We start from the raw sequence: 17,084 nt of genomic DNA on the forward strand, positions 1-17,084 counted from the left end.
GATATGCTCCTAGAGCTTGGGAAGAGAAAACCCGGCGATGGCATCGCCCAGGAACTTCAGATCGCCGGCGCTCTCGGACTCGCTCCGGAGCAGATGGTCGAGGCCGTGATTGGCGATCGCGGCGGCCTGCGACTTGGAGAAAGGAAAAGCCTCGCGCAGTGCCTTCTCGAATTCTGGTTTGGTGGGGAGTTGACCCCGTTCCAACTTGAACTTCACCGCTTCGACGCGGGCATCGTCATTGGCTGGGAACGTGACGAGGCTCACTTCGACGAGGTCGAGCTGCTCCAGCGTCCGAATGTTCGTTTTTTCGTCATAGGTTGCCTTGCGCACCCAGTATCCGATCGACAGGCCGGATACCGCGCCAGCCTTCAGTAAGGCGTGCGCCTCACGCGCGCCGACGACGTCGTCCTTCAGAAGCCGTCCTTCGACCTTCAGGCCGCGCTCGTCTTCCTCGAGCATGTCGTAGATGCCGATCGGCTCCGACGAGCGATGCTGCCACAAGACGGGTACGGTACGGTTTTTGGCCTTCAGGTCGGCCAGCGATTCGACGAACGCGCCGGGCGCGACGATCTCGCCATAACTGTCCTCGACCCCGAACACCGAGCCGTAACCGCTGAAGCTGCCGTCGTCGGAGACGTCGGAAGCCTTGATCGACAAGGCGAAATCGCGGACCTTCAGCTGGCCGTGTTTGTGGTGCATCAGCATCAGGTTGTTTCCTTTTCGCGAGTCTTGGCATCGAGCATGTGCGACAGACCGAGCCAGTCGATCATCGAGCGCTTTGCCTGCTCGCCGCTGGTGCTGGTCAATTCGCCCAGCTTCGATGCAGGGATCATGTTCGACTGGATGGTGAGTTCATCGCCGCCCTCGACCGGCGGCAGGTTCTCGAGCCGGCGTATCTCGTTGCGGGTCATGATGCCGTTCTGGGCCATCACGGCGTAGAAGGCGGCGCGTGCGGCACTGTCGGCGCGAAGCAGCCCTTCGATGTTGAATTCGACCGTTACGGACAGCCGCTCGACCGGCGTCAGCAGCTGCTTGGCGATCGCCTGCTCGACCCGCTTGATGCGTTCGCGCAGGGTAAAGACCAAGAAGCCGAGCGTCTGCTGCTCGAGCCCGCTGCCCCAGCTGGTCGAATTGGTCGTATGGCCGACCATGTGAGGGGGTACACCGAACCACCGGCACCCGTCCTCGACTGAAAATTGCCGGCTCTCGATCATCTGTGCGTCGTCGAGATTGAGCTGGATGGCCTGCCAACCGAGCCCGGCCTCGAGCACGAGCGGTTTGCCGTTATTGTCGCCCATCATCGGCTCGACGACGTATTTGTAGATATCGTCGCGCTGCTGGGGCTTCAGCGTATTACTGTCTTTCGTGGTCAGCACACCGGTGGGGCGCAGGCCATTGCGGAATACATGCGCTGCAGCCTCATCGGTCGCGAGCGCCAGGCCGAAGCTCTGCCGGCCGAAAGCAAGCGTCGAGAGGCCGCCCATCGGCGAACCGCCGAAGCCGCGAATATGGAACATTTCCTCGGAGCGCAGGTCGACGGCCTTGCCGCCATCGGTATAACGGTACCGGATGCGGCCGTCGTCGCCGCGTCGCACACGAACCTGTTCCGGTCGGATCGGTAGCAGCGCCACGATCTTGTTGCCGGTGCCGCGTACGATACGTGCGTAGGCATTGCCCCAAAGCTCGAGGCTGACGAATACGAATTGCCAGAAATCGAGTGCCGACTGATCGGCATTCGGACTGAAGCGGAGCAATCCGTAGAGCGGGTGCTCCTTGTGGAGGGTTCGCGAACCGTCGTCCTTGTCGCGGTAGAGCATGATCGGAAGCGACGACATGGTTCCGGCGACGAGCCTTGTGCAGGCCCATACCGTCGACAGCGTCAGCGCGTTATGGGCGGTGACAGTCTTGCCGCTGGTGCTCTGCTCGGCGAAGAGGCCCCGCCACCCATCGGGCGACAGAAGGTCGAGCGCGCGCTTGGCGAACGTCGCCGCCTTCGCCCGAAGACCACGCATCATCTTGAATTGCGGCATCAGTCCTGCGTTTCCACATGCCGCGCACGCATGGCGGAGAGGAAGTCATCCATTCCGGCTTCCTCCTCGTCCTGGTTCATCGCGGTGCCCAGCGCCATCATCAGCGCCACCGGGTTGTCGATCTTCGCCTCGTCCCGAGGTTTGTTCGGGTAGACGTTGTCCTTCTTGTCCGGCGCACCGAGGACGTTGTTGATCTGCCACTCCATGACCGGACAGCCGCCGTGCGCGATCGTGCCTGCGCGCATCAGCGCGTCGAGCTCCTTCATCGGCTCGCTCATGTTGAGGACGATCTGCCGGTATTCCAGCATCGGGAACCCGTCCTTCATCGCCGTCGTGGCGAGGTAGGTAGCCTGATGCGGGTCGTAACTGATCTGCTCGAGCTGGAAGAGCCCGCGGATTTCGCGCAGCTTCTCCAGGACTTCGTCGTAATCGATGATCTCGCCGTTGGTGACCGACATCATGCCGGCCCCGTCCCAGCCCTCGTAGGCCGGCACGTCGAGCACGCGCTTCTCCGGAACGAAGTACCATCCTGCCCGGATATACGGGTCTTCCGGCGTCGCCTTCGCGCCGATCGGCGGAAACAGCAGCTCGAGCGCGGCGATATCGATTTTCGAGGCGAGGTCGAGCCCGGCCACGCATCGCCGGCCGCGCAGGTGCTCCAGCTGGATCAGATGGTTGGCCACTTGCGGCAAGTCCGGATCGGAGCATCGCCGCCACGCTTCGACATCGAAATAGGCTGCTTTCGCTGCGACCCAGAGGTTGAGATGCTTCGTCTTGAAGACGCCGCGCTTTCGCGGTGTGTTGATCGCGTCCCGCTGGCGGGAGAGGAGGAAGTCGGCCGAGACCGAGATCCCCATGTTCGGGTTCGCCTTGCGGAGCGCCGCTTCGCTCTTCCAGTCGTCGTCCTCGTCGATCGTCCATTCGGCGAAGAACGTCTCGTCTTCCAGCGGCGGGCCGCCATTATGGCCGATGCCGGCGAGTTTCTCGCGTTCCTCCTGGATCGCGGCGTAGCATGGGCCGGCAAGGTTATCGCCGGCCGTGGTAATGAGCACCTGCAGCGGTTGATCGCGGGCACCCATGCCGGTCTGCATGGTATCGACCTGCCCGTCGTCGGGATGCTCGTGATACTCGTCGTGGATCGAGCAGCTGGGCGATTGTCCGTCGCCCGGATCGCCGATCAGCGTCTCGAATTTCGAGTTGTCCGCGACCCGCATCAGGTTGCGGGCATTGACCTCCACGCCGAACCGCTTGAGCAGCGCTGGCGTGCGCTGGGCCATGAGGCGGGCGGGCCCGAAGACTTCCCAGGCCTGCTTTTCGTTGGTCGCGCCCGAATAGACCTCGGCGCCGAATTCGCCGTCGGCCGTAAACATGTAGAGGCCGACGCCGGCCGCGATCGCGCTCTTGCCGTTCTTGCGCGGCACGACGACGAACAGGACGCGAAACCGGCGCAGTCCCTTCCGATCGCCGTCCTTATGGACCCAACCGAAGGTGCAGACGATCGTCCACACCTGCCACGGCTCGAGCCGCAGCGTTTCCTTCTTCGCCGCCCACTTGCCTTTCGAGTGCGGCAGCCGCTCAATGAACTTGCACGGCCGGACCGCCTTGTCCGGGTCGAAGCGGTACGGAAATTCCTTACTGCGCGCCTGCTTCAGTTCGGCGAGGAAACGCGCCGCCTGCAGCCGGATCGACTTTCCGGCAGGCTGCTTCCCGGAAACGACGTCGCGCGCATACTGCTTCGCGATCGCCGCATAATCCCGGTCCGACACATGCGGTTAGGCTGCGCGCCTATGCTTCCGGCGTGTGCGTCGGGAAGTGTGCAATCGGTTGCTACGGCGCTTAGGATGCGCCTGCGAACCTCGTGACCGACGATCGAGCGGGTGGACGAATCCGTCGGTCCGCGGAAGAAGGCCATGTACTGGCAGAAGTTCGCTCTCCAATTCGAACCGGTGTTCGGTCGCTTGGATGTCGACAAATCCGGACATCATCAGCTTGGCGGCCAAACCGCCGAGGAACATTCCGCCCACATTCGTCTCCTAGAACTCGTCGAAGGCACCCGCCTCCGGTTTGTGTCCGCTGGCTATGCGCAATGCCGCCGCAGGGTTGAGCATCAGCTCGGCAATCAGTGACTGCGCGTGCCGCATCGCCTCGCTCAACATGGCAACCTCGGGCCTTGCGCGAACCATTCGGGTCACGACCAGCTGATTGCCGATCTTCTTCGCCGATTCCGATGTGAAGGTGTCGCCCTCCACCTCGATTACGGCCTGGTAACGCTGGATCTGCTCAAGCCGCTGAGCCAGCAGCGCAACGTGTTCCGCATAGTGCGGACTGGCGCGGTCCTGCTCCTCGAGGATCTTCGCAAGCGATTCGAAATGCAGTTGAGCCAGATCGGAAAGATGCAGCGGACAGATCATCGCGCCGGTAGACGCTGGCGTCCCGACCTCGTTCTCGCGATCAGCTCGCTCGGTCCCGGCCAACTGCTTGAGCGCCGGCTCCTTACGCTTGCGGCCACTGTTCGGACGCGCTCCGCCTCTCGGCATCGTCAGCCTCCCAGCTCGAACTTTTTACCCTTTGATTTTGCCCGCGTAAGAATTTGGCTAGGGCGTCGGTGTCCGCGAGAGAGGTTCTCAGAGATCGACCCTCCCCCCCTGGGCCGCCGCCTCGAAGGCGCGCTTCACCTCGGCGAGCTGCCGGTCGATCGTCGCATCGCACGGCCGTCCCTCGGCCCGCTCCCGTTTCGACTTCCCGTCATGACAGGGGTCGCACGCGCCCTGCTTGTTCCACCGCTCGTCGCACTGCGACCATTCGAGCGGTACCACATGATCGACCACCGTCGCCTGCCGTCTCCGCCCTTCGGCGAGGCACATGCGGCAATACGGTTCCTCGAGCAGCACCTGCGCCCGGTCCCGCTGCCCTGCACGGCCGCGGGTGCGCGGATCCTTCCAGTTATCAGGACGCTGCCAAGGGGTGCGAGGGCGCCACCCGGACGGTCGGAACACAGGCGCTCGCTTCGGCATCGTCAAACTCCACGCCCAGCTCGATCAGCTGACGGCGGTTCCGTGTAAGCTCGTCCTCGAGCTGGAGTGCGACCGCCGCGCGGTGCTCTCCGACATGCTCGGACGCCATGGCGCTGCCACCGACGGTGATGGTGAGCTGCCCGCGCTTCACGCCATCGATCGAGACCAGCAGCTGCCCGCGGCGCATGACCAGGTCGTTGACCGTAACGAGGTCGACCAGCCTCACGTCCGCGTTCCTTCCTGCGTTACGCGCTCGAGCACGAAGTCCTCTGCGCCGGGGACAAGCGAGAAGCCCATATCCTTGAGCGCAGCAGCATTGCGGCCGGCAAGCGCCTTGGCGATCGCCCGCTTGTCGAATGAGACAGTGGTCTTAAGCAGGGCCTTGCCCCAGCGCGCCTTGCCCAGCCCGCTCTTCGCCGCGTTCTCGTCCTTCGGCAAGCCGAGCGACTCCTTGCCCGAACGCGTGCCGATCATACACCCGCCCAGCTCGATCGACTTGCGCTTGCCTTCCGTAAGCGCAGCACCATCGGCGCGCCACCACGGCTCCAGCTTGTCGCGCAGTTGCACCTTCTCGGCGAGGAGCGGTTCGAGCTTGCCGTCCGCATCGATGTCGACCTTGGCGATGGCGGCGTTGCGGTCGTTCTCGATGCGCGCGATCGCGTCCTCGATCTCGGCATACCGTTCGCAGAGCGGCTGCGCGCCCTTCACCGAGCGCGGTGTCCGGATCCCGCCCATCAGGTGAGCAGGATCAACAGATAGAAACCGAGGGCGGCTATCAGGAAGCGATTGCCCATCCGGGTTTCATCCGGATGCGTGCCACTGCTCGCCATGCCGACGGCAAAGTGACAGAGCGCACCGAGCGCGAAGAGAACGAAGGCGAGGACGCCGACGAGGTAATGCCAGTGTATCATGTCAGCCCTTCTCGAGTAGAAGCAGTTCGACGATGGCGGTGAGCCGGCTTACCGGTGCCGCCTTGCGTTCGGCCGACTTGATCGTCGCCTCGCAAACCAGTTCGCCAGGCAGGATGAATTCATGGGAGGGCAGCGCCGCCAGCATCGCTTCGCCGGCGATCATACTGCTGTGGCCGGCGAACTCGATCGAGACGATGTGCCGCGTGCCGGCATAGGTGGCGGATCGCCAGCTGCGCTCGGAATGCGCCAGCACAACGCCGCGATCGTCTGCGAGCGCCAACAGCTGCTCGCGCAATTTGGCGGCCGTGCCGAAGCTCTGCTTCGTCGCTTCGCAGGCATGCGCGCCGAGCAGCTCGAGCACAGCGCTCACAGACCCTTGCCCTCCAGCCCGAAAGTCCGGCCGAGCTGCTCCTTGGCCGCGCGCCCTTCGCGGATTTCGGTCAACACCTGATCGAGCCAGCGACGCGTCACCACCGCGCTTTCGCCCGGCAGCTTCGTCTCACGCTCGAGCGCGGCAATGTCGATCATTGCGTACCCTCGCGAAAGGCGGCGCGGATGCCGGCGGCAATCGCGGCGCCGCGCTCCTCGAGACGATCGAAATGGCGCTGGTCGCGGATACCGAGGCGCAACTCGGCCATGAGGCCATCCAGCGCTTCCACCTGCGTGTCCACCAGCGTCTCGACGCTGGGACGTGGCGGCTGCCTATGCGGCATGAACCGTTCGCATGGTGGATCTCCCGAAGGAATACGAAAAAGCCCGCCGGCCTCGTGTGAGGCGGCGGGCTCTTCAAGGGGGCGCGTCCGGGAAGGACGCAGTTGTCGCGGGGTCGGATTAGCCCGATTCGGTCACCGAACGGCAGGGTCCATTTTGTGACGCCGTCGAATAATCTGACTCTATTTAAGGAGCTATTGGAACGAGGCTGGAAGCCGACATGGGGATAAAACCACCGGCAAGCTTGGCCAATGTTCTTGGATTGTGCCTATGTAGGGGTCGACCCAGCAAGGCGCTGGCGGCGCCGAGCCGGGTCTATCATCAACCACCGTTGGAGGGTGGTCCTGATCTCGACCCCTGAATGCATTTAAAGGAGTGCATGGTCAACCCTCCGACCTTGGAACAAGGGTTAATACCATGGCAGTGTTTCTAGCTACATATGATTTGAACCGCGAAACCGCTCGGCCGCCGATAACCCAGCTCATCCGAGACACATGGAATTTCGCAAAGCTTTCAGAATCGTCGTACGCGATTGAAGCAGCCTCGGCGAAAGAGGTCTACGATACTTTGGGATCGCTACTGGATGAGAACGACGAGTTGTTCGTCATATCTTTGAAGAACCCGTACATAGGTTTCGGGCCAAAGATCATTCATGACTGGCTTAAATTGAAGCTCGCTTAGTGATAAATCAGGCGGTCGTGGCCTTGTTCAGGGCCGCCTGATCTTTCGGACAATTAAATGAGGCCCGCATGCGCCGCTAGCACGTCAGCCTCGTCGATCTCGCGGCACGCCTGCCCCACGAATTCGCTCCAGGCATCGAGCGCCTTGGATAGCAACCCGCGCACCGTTTCCTTGCGCATGCCATGAGCCTTCGCCACCGCCGTAACGCTCTGGTCCAGCGCGATCATCGCCAGCACCGGCGCGGCCGCCGTGCCCTGCGCCGCGCGCCAGCGACCGTAGGCGACCTCGGCCCGCACCGCGCCAAGCCGTTCAAAGAACGTGCCCTGCCCACGTCGGCTGTCGTCCACCCGGGTTTCGAAGCTGACCGTCCCGATCGCGACGTCGGCGCCGATCTGCTCGACCACCGTGCGGATCTCCTGGCTCGCCACCAGCTGCTCGATCGTGATGTGTCCGGCCTCGTAAAGCCGCGCGAGGCTGCCCTGCTTGACTTGGGCGGCCTTTGCCTTCGTTTCCGGCGTGCCGCCATCGATCAGCCGGTCGCGCTTCGCATGGGCCTTGCCGCGCTCCGCTTGCTCCTTGCGGAACTCGCGTTCCTGTTTTGCACGCTCAGGGTGCCGCGCACGGTAGTCACCTGCGATCTTCGCATGGCGCTCGGCGCGATCCTTTTCCAGCGCGGTGGCTCGTCTCGTCATTCCGGTCTCCGTCCTGCGACAACGGGAGCCCGGGCGGGACATAGTCGAGCGCCGGCGGGGGTAGCAGGGGAGGTTTTGTGACGGGCTCGGCCGCGCTTAGATTGTCCTCGTCGACCGTCCAGCCTAGCTCGCGCAGCTGGCGGATCGCTTCCTGCCGGATCGAGGGGAGCGAGAGACCGCGGCTCTTCCCCGCCCTGCGCAGCAGCAGTCCATCGGCCGCAAGGCTCTTCACCGCCTTGCGCACGCGTGTGCGGTTACTGTCCAGCCCCGCGGCGATCTCGCCATAGCTCGGGCTTTCGCCCATCTCGGCGAGGTAGTCGCGCACGAAGGCAAGCACGAGCAGGCGGAAACTCGCCATCTCGGCCGTCAGCCGCGCCGGTGATGTCGTATGCGTATCGGCGGACTGCGCCAAACCCGTTTCCAAGACCCTCAAGTGGGAACGTAAGGAGAAAGCCGGCTGTAGGAAAGGGCTTGCGCACTAATGGCGTGCTTGCTTTCGGGAAAGCGGCGTGCGATTCCATTAAGCGTGGAAAATGCGATGGCGAAAAAGCGGAAATCCGATGCGGCGACGCGCGACTGGCTTGGTGGCTTGATCGTTGTCATGGCTACTATCGTGGCATTCATCGGCTTTGCCAACGCGTCCTTGAAATGGACGCTGATCGTTTCGTCTGTCGTTCTTCTAGGTCTGATTGGGTTTCTCTGGTCCGTCGGGTTTCGCAAACAGCGAGCCCGGCGGCGGAAGGACGACACGAGGCGATAGGACCCTTACGACTTTGCGTGTCTGACCGATAGGAACCCACTTCGTCCCGTCGAACCGCTCTTTGACCGTCAGTTCGACTTTCATCATCACACCTTCCGCGAAGGGAATTCTTAGCGTCTTGCTGCGAATGGCTTCTAAGACCGCTGGATCTGTCATGAGGGCACTGAATTCGAGGCCTTCGCGAGAGAAGGTCCAGCGCCGCTCCTTACCCACGAGTACCGGTCGGATCAGTACGACATCCCAAGTGTAATGACGCTCATCCTCCTGCTCAGGAGCGAGGTCCTCGTTAATTTGGAAAAAGCCCGCTTTGTAGGCGAAATCTGATCGCGGAATTGAATAGATCGGTACGGCCTCATTACCCCTAAACACTTCTACGTAGGTTATCGCCGGTTCCTCCTGAAGAGGCTCGAAAAAGTCCCTCCTCGGACCTTCCATACGTGGGTCACCTTCCAGCGCATCTCGCATCTCCTCGAACACGCGCATTTGATCGTCAGGAATGCGCGCATCAGGTGTGACTTGGTTGACCACGATCGCCCCGGCAATGCAGGCGAGCAGCGTCTTCGCATGGCCCCACAACAGCGGGTATTCCTGTCCACCCTCTTCGATCGCGGCGAGCGTGTCTTCAACGATGCGAAGAGCTTGTTTGAATCTTTGACTGCCGTCCTCGACGGCGACCAGTTCGAGAGTGACCGAAGCATGAGGCGAGATGGTCGCCACTGCCGTTTTGACTGCCTCACTCCAACCAAGAAGCGCGCGCGCAACATTCTCGATATCCGGGTTGCGCTCGGTATCGATCTCAAACTCGAGGACGAGATCGGGTTCAGGCCTTCCTGAAGGCAAAAGAAGGTCATTTAGGGACACTCAGCATCTCCCCACTTCGACAAGAAATAGGTGGGACCTCGGCTCAAGCGCGTTCAACGATTTTCCGGAGCGTCCAGCCCAGCTCGACACTCCAGTCCATTTGCGGATGCACGCCGTCGGCGTCGATGATTGCCCCATCGGCTTTGATCCGAAGGTTACCTAGGTCCGGTGTCATCACAGCACCACGTCCGACGACACATTCGTCGTCCCCAGCGCTGCCGGGCTGGAACCCAGAACGGCCCTCATTACTGCTGCGCAATCGAAGTGACCCGAGCCCGTAATCTGGTTGTCCTTTAAAAACTGCACGACGTAGTCTTCTGTCCAGGCTGGTGCCCCGTATCCCAGCGAGTTGCTGGCAACCGTATCCGCGCCCTTCTCGATGGTCTCTCTCACGCTGCTGTAATGCGAGCATTGATAACCGTCATCGAAAGCCATCGACATCATCATTGTATCGGGAAGCGTGTCTCGTTCGACACGCTGCGCGAAGAGGATGCCGGTCTCCGAGTCCTCGTAGAGATGCACGCAGGACCATGCATCATCGTCGCTGGGCCAGCACCGCTCGGCCATGTGTTTGGTGAAATCCTGCTTCTTCGAGAGGAACATGCTTCCGTCGGAAAGCTCGTCCCAGGTTACCTCGAGATCCGACAGCGAAGCCGGCTCCGAGGTATCACATCCTCCAAGCCCCAAGATCGCGAACGCTACCACAAAGGCGCTTTGGCGCATCCTCAACACGCCCCTACGCTCGCCGCCCCATACGCAGCTTCCTCGCGAGTGTAGCCTGAGCCGTACTCCGAAGAGAGCTGATCGATCAGGCCGTCGCAGGAAAAGCCGGTCATATTCACATATTCCTGTGCCGATCGCGCCGCCTGCTCCTTCCAGTCGACGTCCAGGCTGTCGACCGCCGCCTCGGCATCGCTGCGGGCATAGCCGGAACCATACTCGGAGGAGAGCTGCTCGATCAGTCCGTTGCGGGAGAAACCGCTCATCGCAAGATACTCGCGCGCATTGCGAACCGCGTTGTACTGGGATCCCGACAGCAGCGAGGAAAAGTCTGTTTCTTGCTCGGCACCCGCGGCGATGGCCGCAGCGCCCACTTCGGTGGCGGCAGCTTCCATGCCGGCATCGGCGGCCATGTTTATTCCGGCATCGCTCATGCGCTCCGCCTCGCTCTCGTCCCCGCCGATGACAGAGCCGATAGCTGAAAGGATCACGAAAAATCCGACAACGCCGAGGCATCCTGCAACGACTGGATTGCTCTTTTTCTTAGGCTCGACTGTATCGACGGCGTCAGGATCGATGTCCGTTTCGATCTGTGCCCTCTCGGTTTCTTCGGTTTCGACGCCGTGCTCGGCTGTAGCCCCATCGATCGGGCCGCCACAATGCGGACAGGCGGCCGCCCGATCCGAAACCTCGCGCCCGCAATCCTCACATGTAATCAAAGCCATAATGTGTACCCCCCAGTAAAGTCAGTCGTCCTGTGCTCGGTATGTTGATCGCGGCGAATGAATTGTCGGTGTGTGCGAGCCTGCGGCAGCAAGAGAGCGGGTCAGGTGCATCACTGCATCCCGATCCTTCTCTCCAAGTTGACGCATGAGATCGAGCCACTCCCGCTCCGCGAAACTCAGCACATTTTCTGGGAGGTCGCTCTCCGGATTATCGGTTTCGCCTTCGAGATATGCCGGTGTCGTATGAAGCTCACGAGCGATGCGATGGATGTGTCGCGATCCGCTCTTGTTCGAATTGATCAGCTGATAAATTGCCGGCTGCGAGATCCCAACTCGGCGCGCGAGTTCGGCTTGGGAAAGCCCCTCACTCTTCAACCGATCCTGAATCCGCGCACCCAAGGTCATGGGCCAGATGGTATAAGTGGGCCTATCGCGCGCCAGACAAGTTGACTTATTGACTCTGCAATAAGTGCGCTTATTATCTTGGTTCGTGATGACCGCTTCAGCCATCTCCAATCCGCTCTCCCAAGCGATCAGTCGATTGGGTTCGCAGCGCGCACTCGCGAAGATCTGCGAAGTTACTCAACCGGCGGTTTCGCTTTGGGTCCGGCTCAGCAAACCGCTTCCCGCCGAGCATGTCCTGAAGGTCGAAGCTGCAACAGGCATTTCCCGTCACGAGCTTCGTCCTGACCTTTACCCGCGCGAGGATACGCCCGCGCAGCCGTCGGCCATATGCCCTCCCGAGAAGGCCGGCGGCTCCCCTTCCTCGCTCGAAGGCGTGCAGAGATGATTGGCCCTGTCATCGCTGCCGATCATGCCGAGCGCTCCGGCAATTGTATGCTGGAGACGACGGGCGCGTTTGCAGCGCTCCTTGACCGCCACAGCGGCCGTGCCGGCCGGCCCGGTCCTGCCGACGCGTGGCCGCGCGCGCAGGCCGAAGGCTGCAAGGTGCAGCCCGCCGGTGCCCGCACATGAAACCCCGTGCGCCTCTCTCGACCGATCAGGCCCTCGCCCGCATCGCCGGCCAGTTGCCCGGCAGCTATGCCGAAATGGCGGAGCGTACCGGCCGCAGCGAAAGCCATGTGCGCAAGTGGGGCGATCCGGATTGCCGAGAGATGATTCCGCTCGATCACGCGATCACGCTCGATCTCGCATTTCAGGAAGCCGGCGGCAACGGCTGTCCGCTGCACGATTCCTACACCGCACGGCTCGAAGTCGCGGCCGCAGCCAAGTTTGCCGAGCAGTTCACTCTGCTCACCCACGCCGAAGGTCTGAGCAAGGAAGCCGGCGAAGCGCTGCACGCGCTGCTGCGCGCTTGCCAGCCGGATGCCGGCCTGCACGAACGCAGGCTCGCGCTGAAGGAAGTCGTCGACGTGGCCGAGCAGCTGCGCCCGATTATCGCCGCGCTGAACTGCGATGGCGCCCGCTCGGCCGAACAGTCGGGCCAGTCGCCCTGATAGCACAAGGTTCGTCGGCCGGTTTCCTAAACCACCGGCCGGCGTCGTCCAGGGGCGGCGGTTTCCAGTAGCAGTCTTTCCGCCGCCCCACCCGTCCCACTGAGAGCGCGCCACCCTACACCGATGAAGCGAACCCCCGCTTCCCGGAGCGCTCTCCTTTTGTCTGCGATCGGAGCGCCCTTCATGCCCTTCTTGTCCGCCACCGAAATGCGCGCCAACGCCGCGCAGCTTGTCGAGGAAGCCGCCATCCGCGTCGATCGCGACGAAGGCGGCGAGGAAGCCCAGCGGCTGTTCGATCTCGCCGAAAGGATCCGTGCCTTGCCGGTTCAGACACAGGCGCGCGCCACCTCGACACTACAGGCAGGAGCGAGCTGATGTCCTTCGAACACTTGGAATTGCCGGACTATCCGCGCCGTGAGCTCCGCGAGCAGATCAGAAAGACTGCCGCTCAAAACGGCTCCGGAATTACGCCGGCGGCGATCGACGAGGTCGTCGACCTCGCATGTCATGCGGCCGAGAGCAGCCGGAAAGCCGCATTCGCGGTTCTCGATCGCGCGAGCGACCCCCGCATCTCCACCACCGCGGTCGGCATAGCGTTTTCGCTGATCGCGCATGATTGCGAGGCGATGCGCTCGGCTCTCGAGTTCGCAGCGTCCGCTACAGGCAAGAAGTTCACTAACATGACGCTCAAGGTCGGAGGGCAGGCCAATGGCTGAAGCAACCGGCGACCGGCTGCGCTTGCTGATCGAGCGCATCGAGCGGCTCGAGGAAGAGAAGAAGGGCATCGCCGACGATATCCGCGACGTCTACGCGGAAGCGAAGGCGACCGGGTACGACGCGAATATCATGCGCCAGATCATCCGCCTGCGGAAGATGAAGCCCGACGATCGCAGCGAACAGGACACCATCCTCGAAACCTACAAAGCCGCGCTGGGGATGGGCTGATGGCTATCACCGCGCGCGAACAGCAGATGCTCGATCTCGAAGAAGAGGGACTGTCACCCGACGAGATCGCCGCCAGAATGGGTATCAAGGCCGCCTCGGTCAGACGCATCCTGCAGATGTATCGTTTCAGCTTCGCCGAAGATCGTCGCATCGAAGCAGGTTTGATCTCGGGATCGATGCAATTGCGTAAGGCCGTCATAGCAGCCGGCGGGCATCACTGATGCGCTGGCTCCGCTTTCTGCCCTTCTTCCGTCCCCGCCACGACAGGACAATCCTGCCAATGGACCGCACCGAGGAGGAGATCGCCGATCGTCTCCGTCGCAAGCGCGCGGATCGCGTCGCCGACCTCCGCCCCGCTCCGCCCCCCTCCGCCCGAAAGGCCGATCGATGACCCTGCTCGCCCTGCCGCTCGACCAGCTGGTCGTCTCTCCGCTCAACGTCCGCACCAACGAGGAGGATGCGACCAGCGTCGACGCGCTGGCCGCCTCGATCTCGGCGCACGGCCTCTTGTTCCCGCTGGTCGTCCATGATCTCGATCTACTGATCGGTTCGGAGTTCGAAGAGTTCGCCGACCGGCAGGATGCTACCCACGGCGTGCTTGCCGGCGGCCGTCGCCTGCTTGCCCTGCGCCAACTGGCCGCCGACAGCCGCATCGATCCGACCGAGTCGATCGAATGCGTCGTGCGCGACGTGCCGCTCGAACGCATCACCGAACTCTCGCTGTCGGAAAACCTCCTTCGCCGCGAATTGCGGCCATACGAGATCCACGCAGCGGTCGCGCGTGCGATGAAGCAGGGTGCCACTGTCGAGAGCTTTGCCTCCGATTGCGGCCAGAACGTCTCCTGGGTGCGCAAGCAGCTACGCCTCGGCAGCCTCGTCCCGGAGATCTTCGATGCGCTGGCGACCGGCAGGATCTCCGACGAGACCGCCCGTGCCTACGCGGCGACCGAGGATCAGGCCTTGCAGCGCGAAGCCTGGGCGTATTTCAAGCCGCTTCCGGACTACCAGCATACGCCCGCCGCGATCCGCGTATTCTACAAGGTTGGCGATCGCGAGCTTGAGAAGCAGCTCCAGTTCGTCGGCGACGTCGTCTACCGCGGCCGGGGCGGTCGGTTCGAACTGGACCTTTTCGCTGCCGGCGCGCGCGATCGCGGCCGTGTCGTCGACGAGGAGCTGCTACGCAGACTCGTCGCCGAGAAGCGTGCCGAGGTCACGAACCGCATCCGCGCCGAAGTCGGTGAGTGCGATCTTCAGTTCCAGCCGGCGCCGCCGCAATATGCAGGCCACACTGATTACGGCCTCGAGATCGTCCCTGCCGGCGGAGACTGGACGGCTTTCCGGATCCCGCGCGGCGCCCCGATCGAAGCCATCGTCGCGGTCTTGAAGATCGAAGACGATGGGGATTGGGACGTGCGCTTCTGGTGGGCGAGCCGCGCGGCGAAAGGCGCAGCCGAAAAAGGCAAGCCCATGCCGGCCGCTCCGGACACTCCGCTGGCAGGCGAAGCGTTCGATACCGGAGAACCCGGTGCACGCCGCGGTGCACAGGCGATCGTGCGCGATCGGCATGGTTTCACGAAGGACGGTCTGCAGGTCGTCCGTTCGACGCGGCGCATGCTGCTACGCTCCGTCCTGCTTGCCAACGCCGATGGCGGCGGCACGCTCGGCCGCGACTATCTCGTCTGGGCTCAGCTCCGCCGTGAGTTCACCGCCGATCGCGAAGGGCGGATCGGCATGCGCTTCATTGCCAGCGAATGGTCGATCCATGAAGAGGAGCCGACCGAAACGGTGCGCCCTTGGCTCGACGAGCAGGCTGGCACGCTGAAATGGGAAGCGGACCTTGCCCGCTGCGCGCAGTTGCCCGCATTCAAGATCGCCGAGCCGGAAGAGGCCTTCGCCGCCTATCATCTCGAACTGCCCGAGGAAGAAAAGAACCGCTGCGCCGCGATCGCGGCCGGTCTCGCCCTCCTGCGTTCGGCTGCGACCGAAGGGCTCGACGTCGCGGTGCATGATCGCATTGCCGAACTGGGCGACGCTACTGATGAGCAGCTGCGCCGCTTCTGGAAACCGACCCCGGCATTCCTCGGTCTGCTTCCGAAGATGAAACGCATGGAGCTTGCCAAGCCCTATGCACCCCGGACCGTCCGCGACTGGGCGAAGCTGAAGGACAAGCCGCTCTCCGCCGCAGCGGCCGCCGCCCTCGATCGCCAGGATGAGTGGCTGCATCCCCTCCTCAGTTTCGCGCGCCCGTCCTCCCCGGCCACGCCGATCGAGCAATCGATCCCTGCAACGGAGGCGGCGGAATGAGCGAACCCGGTACCCCCTGCTCCCGCTGTGGCGTTCGCCCCGACGTAGCGTGCCAGCACCGAGCGGCCGACCCGGATTGGACACCGCCGTCAGCTCGCTCTGATCGGCGAGCCTGCGATGGTCGCAGAGACAACGGCGCGAACATGAAGTCGCGGACCTACGTCAGCGGCGGTGGACGCTATCGCGGAAGAAGGAAGGTGGAAGCATGAGCGACCGCTTTCTGCGCCGCCCGGCAGTCGAGGAGGAAACCGGCCTCAGCCGATCGGCCATCTATCGAATGATGCTCGAGGGCGAATTTCCGCGTCCGATTCGGATCGGGAAACAGGCCGTCGCCTGGCGCCAGTCGGCGATCGAACAGTGGAAATCTTCCCGGCCAGTGGCCGGCGATTAACCGTGAAACGGGGCCCCCGCGCTGACCGCTGCGGGGGCCTTCTCTTTGCCCCAACCTACCGAAAAGACAAGAAAACAGGGAGTTTACCGATGGAACGAGCGTTCAACTCGGGGAGCCATTCTTCACAAACCCAGCAGCAGACGCCCGCCGACCCATAAGGTCAGCGCGGCCGTGCCCCAGCGTATCCACGCCGCGGGCAGATATCGCAGGGCTAGCCAGCTGCCGATCTGCCCGCCAATCGCGACCGCGACGATCAGCGGCAATCCGAGATCGACGGCGGCCGCGAAACGGCCCGCCCCGCCCTTCAAAATTTGCCCGGCCAATCCGAACAGCGAGTTGACAAGAATGAACAAAGCCGCCGTGGCCGCCACCGCGCGGGCGGAGTTCCAACGGGTCAAATGCAATAAGGGGGCTAAGAAGATGCCCCCGCCGATACCGACCAGTCCTGCAAGATAGCCAAGCGGTGCGGCGATAAGCGGCGCGAAGCGGGCGAGAAAAGTCGGACCGTCGGGATCGGCCTGCCCCCTGAGCGGAAGCAGCATCATGATGCCGGTCAGAACGAGGCTGGCGCCGAGGATGGTCAGGAATGTGCCCTCACCGATAGGCGTCAGCCCCCCCAGAAAGGCTGCGGGCGCCGCAATCCCAGTGAGGAGCAGCGCACCGCGCCACGGCGTCACGCCCGCCCGCCCGAAGCGCACCGTGCTGCCTCCGACGACGACGATATTGCAGGCGAGCGCGATCAGAGGAAGGATACGATAATCTACCCGTGCCAGCGCCAGCAGCGCATTGTAGGTCGAGCCGCCTCCGAAACCGACGCTGGCATAAAGCAGCGCAGTTACGAGGAAGCCGCCGATCAGCCAGATCATTCAGCCGGCCCCGAAC

The 17,084-nt window shown here is 63.0% G+C and carries 27 protein-coding genes; 8 read left to right on the top strand and 19 right to left on the bottom strand.

Features of this window, described 5'->3' with window-relative positions; all coding sequences use genetic code 11:
• Nucleotides 1–9: 9 nt before the first annotated feature.
• From E3U23_RS11340 to E3U23_RS11425, 18 genes are all read right to left on the bottom strand, one after another.
• On the bottom strand, nucleotides 10–705 hold the full coding sequence (locus E3U23_RS11340; RefSeq protein ID WP_279351375.1) for an HK97 family phage prohead protease: 696 nt from the start codon (nucleotides 703–705) through the stop codon (nucleotides 10–12).
• A complete protein-coding gene (locus E3U23_RS11345) occupies nucleotides 705–2,030 on the bottom strand; it encodes a phage portal protein (protein WP_279351376.1) in 1,326 nt (441 codons plus the stop codon). Before E3U23_RS11345 ends, E3U23_RS11340 begins: the two co-directional genes overlap by 1 nt.
• Nucleotides 2,030–3,796, bottom strand: a complete 1,767-nt coding sequence (locus tag E3U23_RS11350; protein ID WP_279351377.1) for a terminase large subunit — start codon at nucleotides 3,794–3,796, stop codon at nucleotides 2,030–2,032. Before E3U23_RS11350 ends, E3U23_RS11345 begins: the two co-directional genes overlap by 1 nt.
• Before the next feature lie 267 nt (nucleotides 3,797–4,063).
• Entirely contained in the window at nucleotides 4,064–4,567 is a 504-nt protein-coding gene (locus tag E3U23_RS11355; protein WP_279351378.1) for a P27 family phage terminase small subunit, read from the bottom strand.
• Nucleotides 4,568–4,654: 87 nt separating this feature from the next.
• On the bottom strand, nucleotides 4,655–4,894 hold the full coding sequence (locus tag E3U23_RS11360) for an HNH endonuclease signature motif containing protein (RefSeq protein WP_279351379.1): 240 nt from the start codon (nucleotides 4,892–4,894) through the stop codon (nucleotides 4,655–4,657).
• Between the two features lie 82 nt (nucleotides 4,895–4,976).
• The gene (locus E3U23_RS11365) at nucleotides 4,977–5,270 is read right to left on the bottom strand and encodes a hypothetical protein (RefSeq protein ID WP_279351380.1); all 294 of its coding nucleotides are present in this window, start codon (nucleotides 5,268–5,270) and stop codon (nucleotides 4,977–4,979) included.
• Entirely contained in the window at nucleotides 5,267–5,779 is a 513-nt protein-coding gene (locus E3U23_RS11370; RefSeq protein WP_279351381.1) for a host-nuclease inhibitor Gam family protein, read from the bottom strand. The genes E3U23_RS11365 and E3U23_RS11370 overlap by 4 nt, the downstream gene beginning before the upstream one ends.
• The gene (locus tag E3U23_RS11375; RefSeq protein ID WP_279351382.1) at nucleotides 5,779–5,955 is read right to left on the bottom strand and encodes a hypothetical protein; all 177 of its coding nucleotides are present in this window, start codon (nucleotides 5,953–5,955) and stop codon (nucleotides 5,779–5,781) included. Before E3U23_RS11375 ends, E3U23_RS11370 begins: the two co-directional genes overlap by 1 nt.
• 1 nt (nucleotide 5,956) lies before the next feature.
• A complete protein-coding gene (locus E3U23_RS11380; protein WP_279351383.1) occupies nucleotides 5,957–6,325 on the bottom strand; it encodes a hypothetical protein in 369 nt (122 codons plus the stop codon).
• Complete coding sequence (locus E3U23_RS11385; RefSeq protein ID WP_279351384.1) at nucleotides 6,322–6,483, bottom strand: hypothetical protein; 162 nt, start codon at nucleotides 6,481–6,483, stop codon at nucleotides 6,322–6,324. Before E3U23_RS11385 ends, E3U23_RS11380 begins: the two co-directional genes overlap by 4 nt.
• Nucleotides 6,480–6,668 (bottom strand): hypothetical protein, encoded by a 189-nt coding sequence (locus tag E3U23_RS11390; RefSeq protein WP_279351385.1) that lies wholly within the window; start codon nucleotides 6,666–6,668, stop codon nucleotides 6,480–6,482. The genes E3U23_RS11385 and E3U23_RS11390 overlap by 4 nt, the downstream gene beginning before the upstream one ends.
• A gap of 732 nt (nucleotides 6,669–7,400) precedes the next feature.
• Nucleotides 7,401–8,039 (bottom strand): hypothetical protein, encoded by a 639-nt coding sequence (locus E3U23_RS11395; RefSeq protein ID WP_279351386.1) that lies wholly within the window; start codon nucleotides 8,037–8,039, stop codon nucleotides 7,401–7,403.
• Nucleotides 7,975–8,472, bottom strand: coding sequence for a LexA family protein (locus tag E3U23_RS11400; RefSeq protein WP_279351387.1), 498 nt, complete (start codon nucleotides 8,470–8,472; stop codon nucleotides 7,975–7,977). Before E3U23_RS11400 ends, E3U23_RS11395 begins: the two co-directional genes overlap by 65 nt.
• Complete coding sequence (locus E3U23_RS11405; protein WP_279351388.1) at nucleotides 8,469–8,675, bottom strand: hypothetical protein; 207 nt, start codon at nucleotides 8,673–8,675, stop codon at nucleotides 8,469–8,471. The genes E3U23_RS11400 and E3U23_RS11405 overlap by 4 nt, the downstream gene beginning before the upstream one ends.
• Before the next feature lie 43 nt (nucleotides 8,676–8,718).
• Nucleotides 8,719–9,660 (bottom strand): hypothetical protein, encoded by a 942-nt coding sequence (locus E3U23_RS11410; protein ID WP_279351389.1) that lies wholly within the window; start codon nucleotides 9,658–9,660, stop codon nucleotides 8,719–8,721.
• A gap of 174 nt (nucleotides 9,661–9,834) precedes the next feature.
• Nucleotides 9,835–10,383, bottom strand: a complete 549-nt coding sequence (locus E3U23_RS11415; RefSeq protein WP_279351390.1) for a hypothetical protein — start codon at nucleotides 10,381–10,383, stop codon at nucleotides 9,835–9,837.
• A gap of 2 nt (nucleotides 10,384–10,385) precedes the next feature.
• Nucleotides 10,386–11,105 (bottom strand): Ltp family lipoprotein, encoded by a 720-nt coding sequence (locus E3U23_RS11420; protein WP_279351391.1) that lies wholly within the window; start codon nucleotides 11,103–11,105, stop codon nucleotides 10,386–10,388.
• A 21-nt stretch (nucleotides 11,106–11,126) separates the two neighbouring features.
• Nucleotides 11,127–11,510 (bottom strand): helix-turn-helix domain-containing protein, encoded by a 384-nt coding sequence (locus E3U23_RS11425; RefSeq protein WP_279351392.1) that lies wholly within the window; start codon nucleotides 11,508–11,510, stop codon nucleotides 11,127–11,129.
• 88 nt (nucleotides 11,511–11,598) lie between these two features.
• On the opposite strand from E3U23_RS11425, the gene E3U23_RS11430 reads away from it, so the two are divergent.
• From E3U23_RS11430 to E3U23_RS11465, 8 genes are all read left to right on the top strand, one after another.
• Nucleotides 11,599–11,895: a transcriptional regulator gene (locus tag E3U23_RS11430; RefSeq protein ID WP_279351428.1), complete on the top strand. Its 297-nt coding sequence runs from the start codon at nucleotides 11,599–11,601 to the stop codon at nucleotides 11,893–11,895.
• A 181-nt stretch (nucleotides 11,896–12,076) separates the two neighbouring features.
• Nucleotides 12,077–12,562 (top strand): hypothetical protein, encoded by a 486-nt coding sequence (locus E3U23_RS11435; RefSeq protein ID WP_279351393.1) that lies wholly within the window; start codon nucleotides 12,077–12,079, stop codon nucleotides 12,560–12,562.
• A gap of 183 nt (nucleotides 12,563–12,745) precedes the next feature.
• A complete protein-coding gene (locus tag E3U23_RS11440) occupies nucleotides 12,746–12,937 on the top strand; it encodes a hypothetical protein (RefSeq protein WP_279351394.1) in 192 nt (63 codons plus the stop codon).
• Nucleotides 12,937–13,278: a hypothetical protein gene (locus E3U23_RS11445; protein WP_279351396.1), complete on the top strand. Its 342-nt coding sequence runs from the start codon at nucleotides 12,937–12,939 to the stop codon at nucleotides 13,276–13,278. The genes E3U23_RS11440 and E3U23_RS11445 overlap by 1 nt, the downstream gene beginning before the upstream one ends.
• Nucleotides 13,271–13,507, top strand: coding sequence for a DUF2312 domain-containing protein (locus tag E3U23_RS11450; protein ID WP_279351397.1), 237 nt, complete (start codon nucleotides 13,271–13,273; stop codon nucleotides 13,505–13,507). Before E3U23_RS11445 ends, E3U23_RS11450 begins: the two co-directional genes overlap by 8 nt.
• Nucleotides 13,507–13,728, top strand: coding sequence for a helix-turn-helix domain-containing protein (locus E3U23_RS11455; protein WP_279351398.1), 222 nt, complete (start codon nucleotides 13,507–13,509; stop codon nucleotides 13,726–13,728). Before E3U23_RS11450 ends, E3U23_RS11455 begins: the two co-directional genes overlap by 1 nt.
• Nucleotides 13,729–13,894: 166 nt before the next feature.
• Nucleotides 13,895–15,811, top strand: coding sequence for a ParB/RepB/Spo0J family partition protein (locus E3U23_RS11460; RefSeq protein ID WP_279351399.1), 1,917 nt, complete (start codon nucleotides 13,895–13,897; stop codon nucleotides 15,809–15,811).
• Nucleotides 15,812–16,016: 205 nt separating this feature from the next.
• The gene (locus E3U23_RS11465; RefSeq protein WP_279351400.1) at nucleotides 16,017–16,202 is read left to right on the top strand and encodes a helix-turn-helix transcriptional regulator; all 186 of its coding nucleotides are present in this window, start codon (nucleotides 16,017–16,019) and stop codon (nucleotides 16,200–16,202) included.
• 122 nt (nucleotides 16,203–16,324) lie between these two features.
• Here E3U23_RS11465 and E3U23_RS11470 read toward each other — a convergent pair whose 3' ends face one another.
• Nucleotides 16,325–17,068: a sulfite exporter TauE/SafE family protein gene (locus tag E3U23_RS11470; protein WP_279351401.1), complete on the bottom strand. Its 744-nt coding sequence runs from the start codon at nucleotides 17,066–17,068 to the stop codon at nucleotides 16,325–16,327.
• Nucleotides 17,069–17,084: the final 16 nt, after the last annotated feature.

Origin of the sequence: Erythrobacter litoralis (assembly GCF_029760855.1) — a bacterium.
GTDB lineage: Bacteria > Pseudomonadota > Alphaproteobacteria > Sphingomonadales > Sphingomonadaceae > Qipengyuania > Qipengyuania litoralis_A.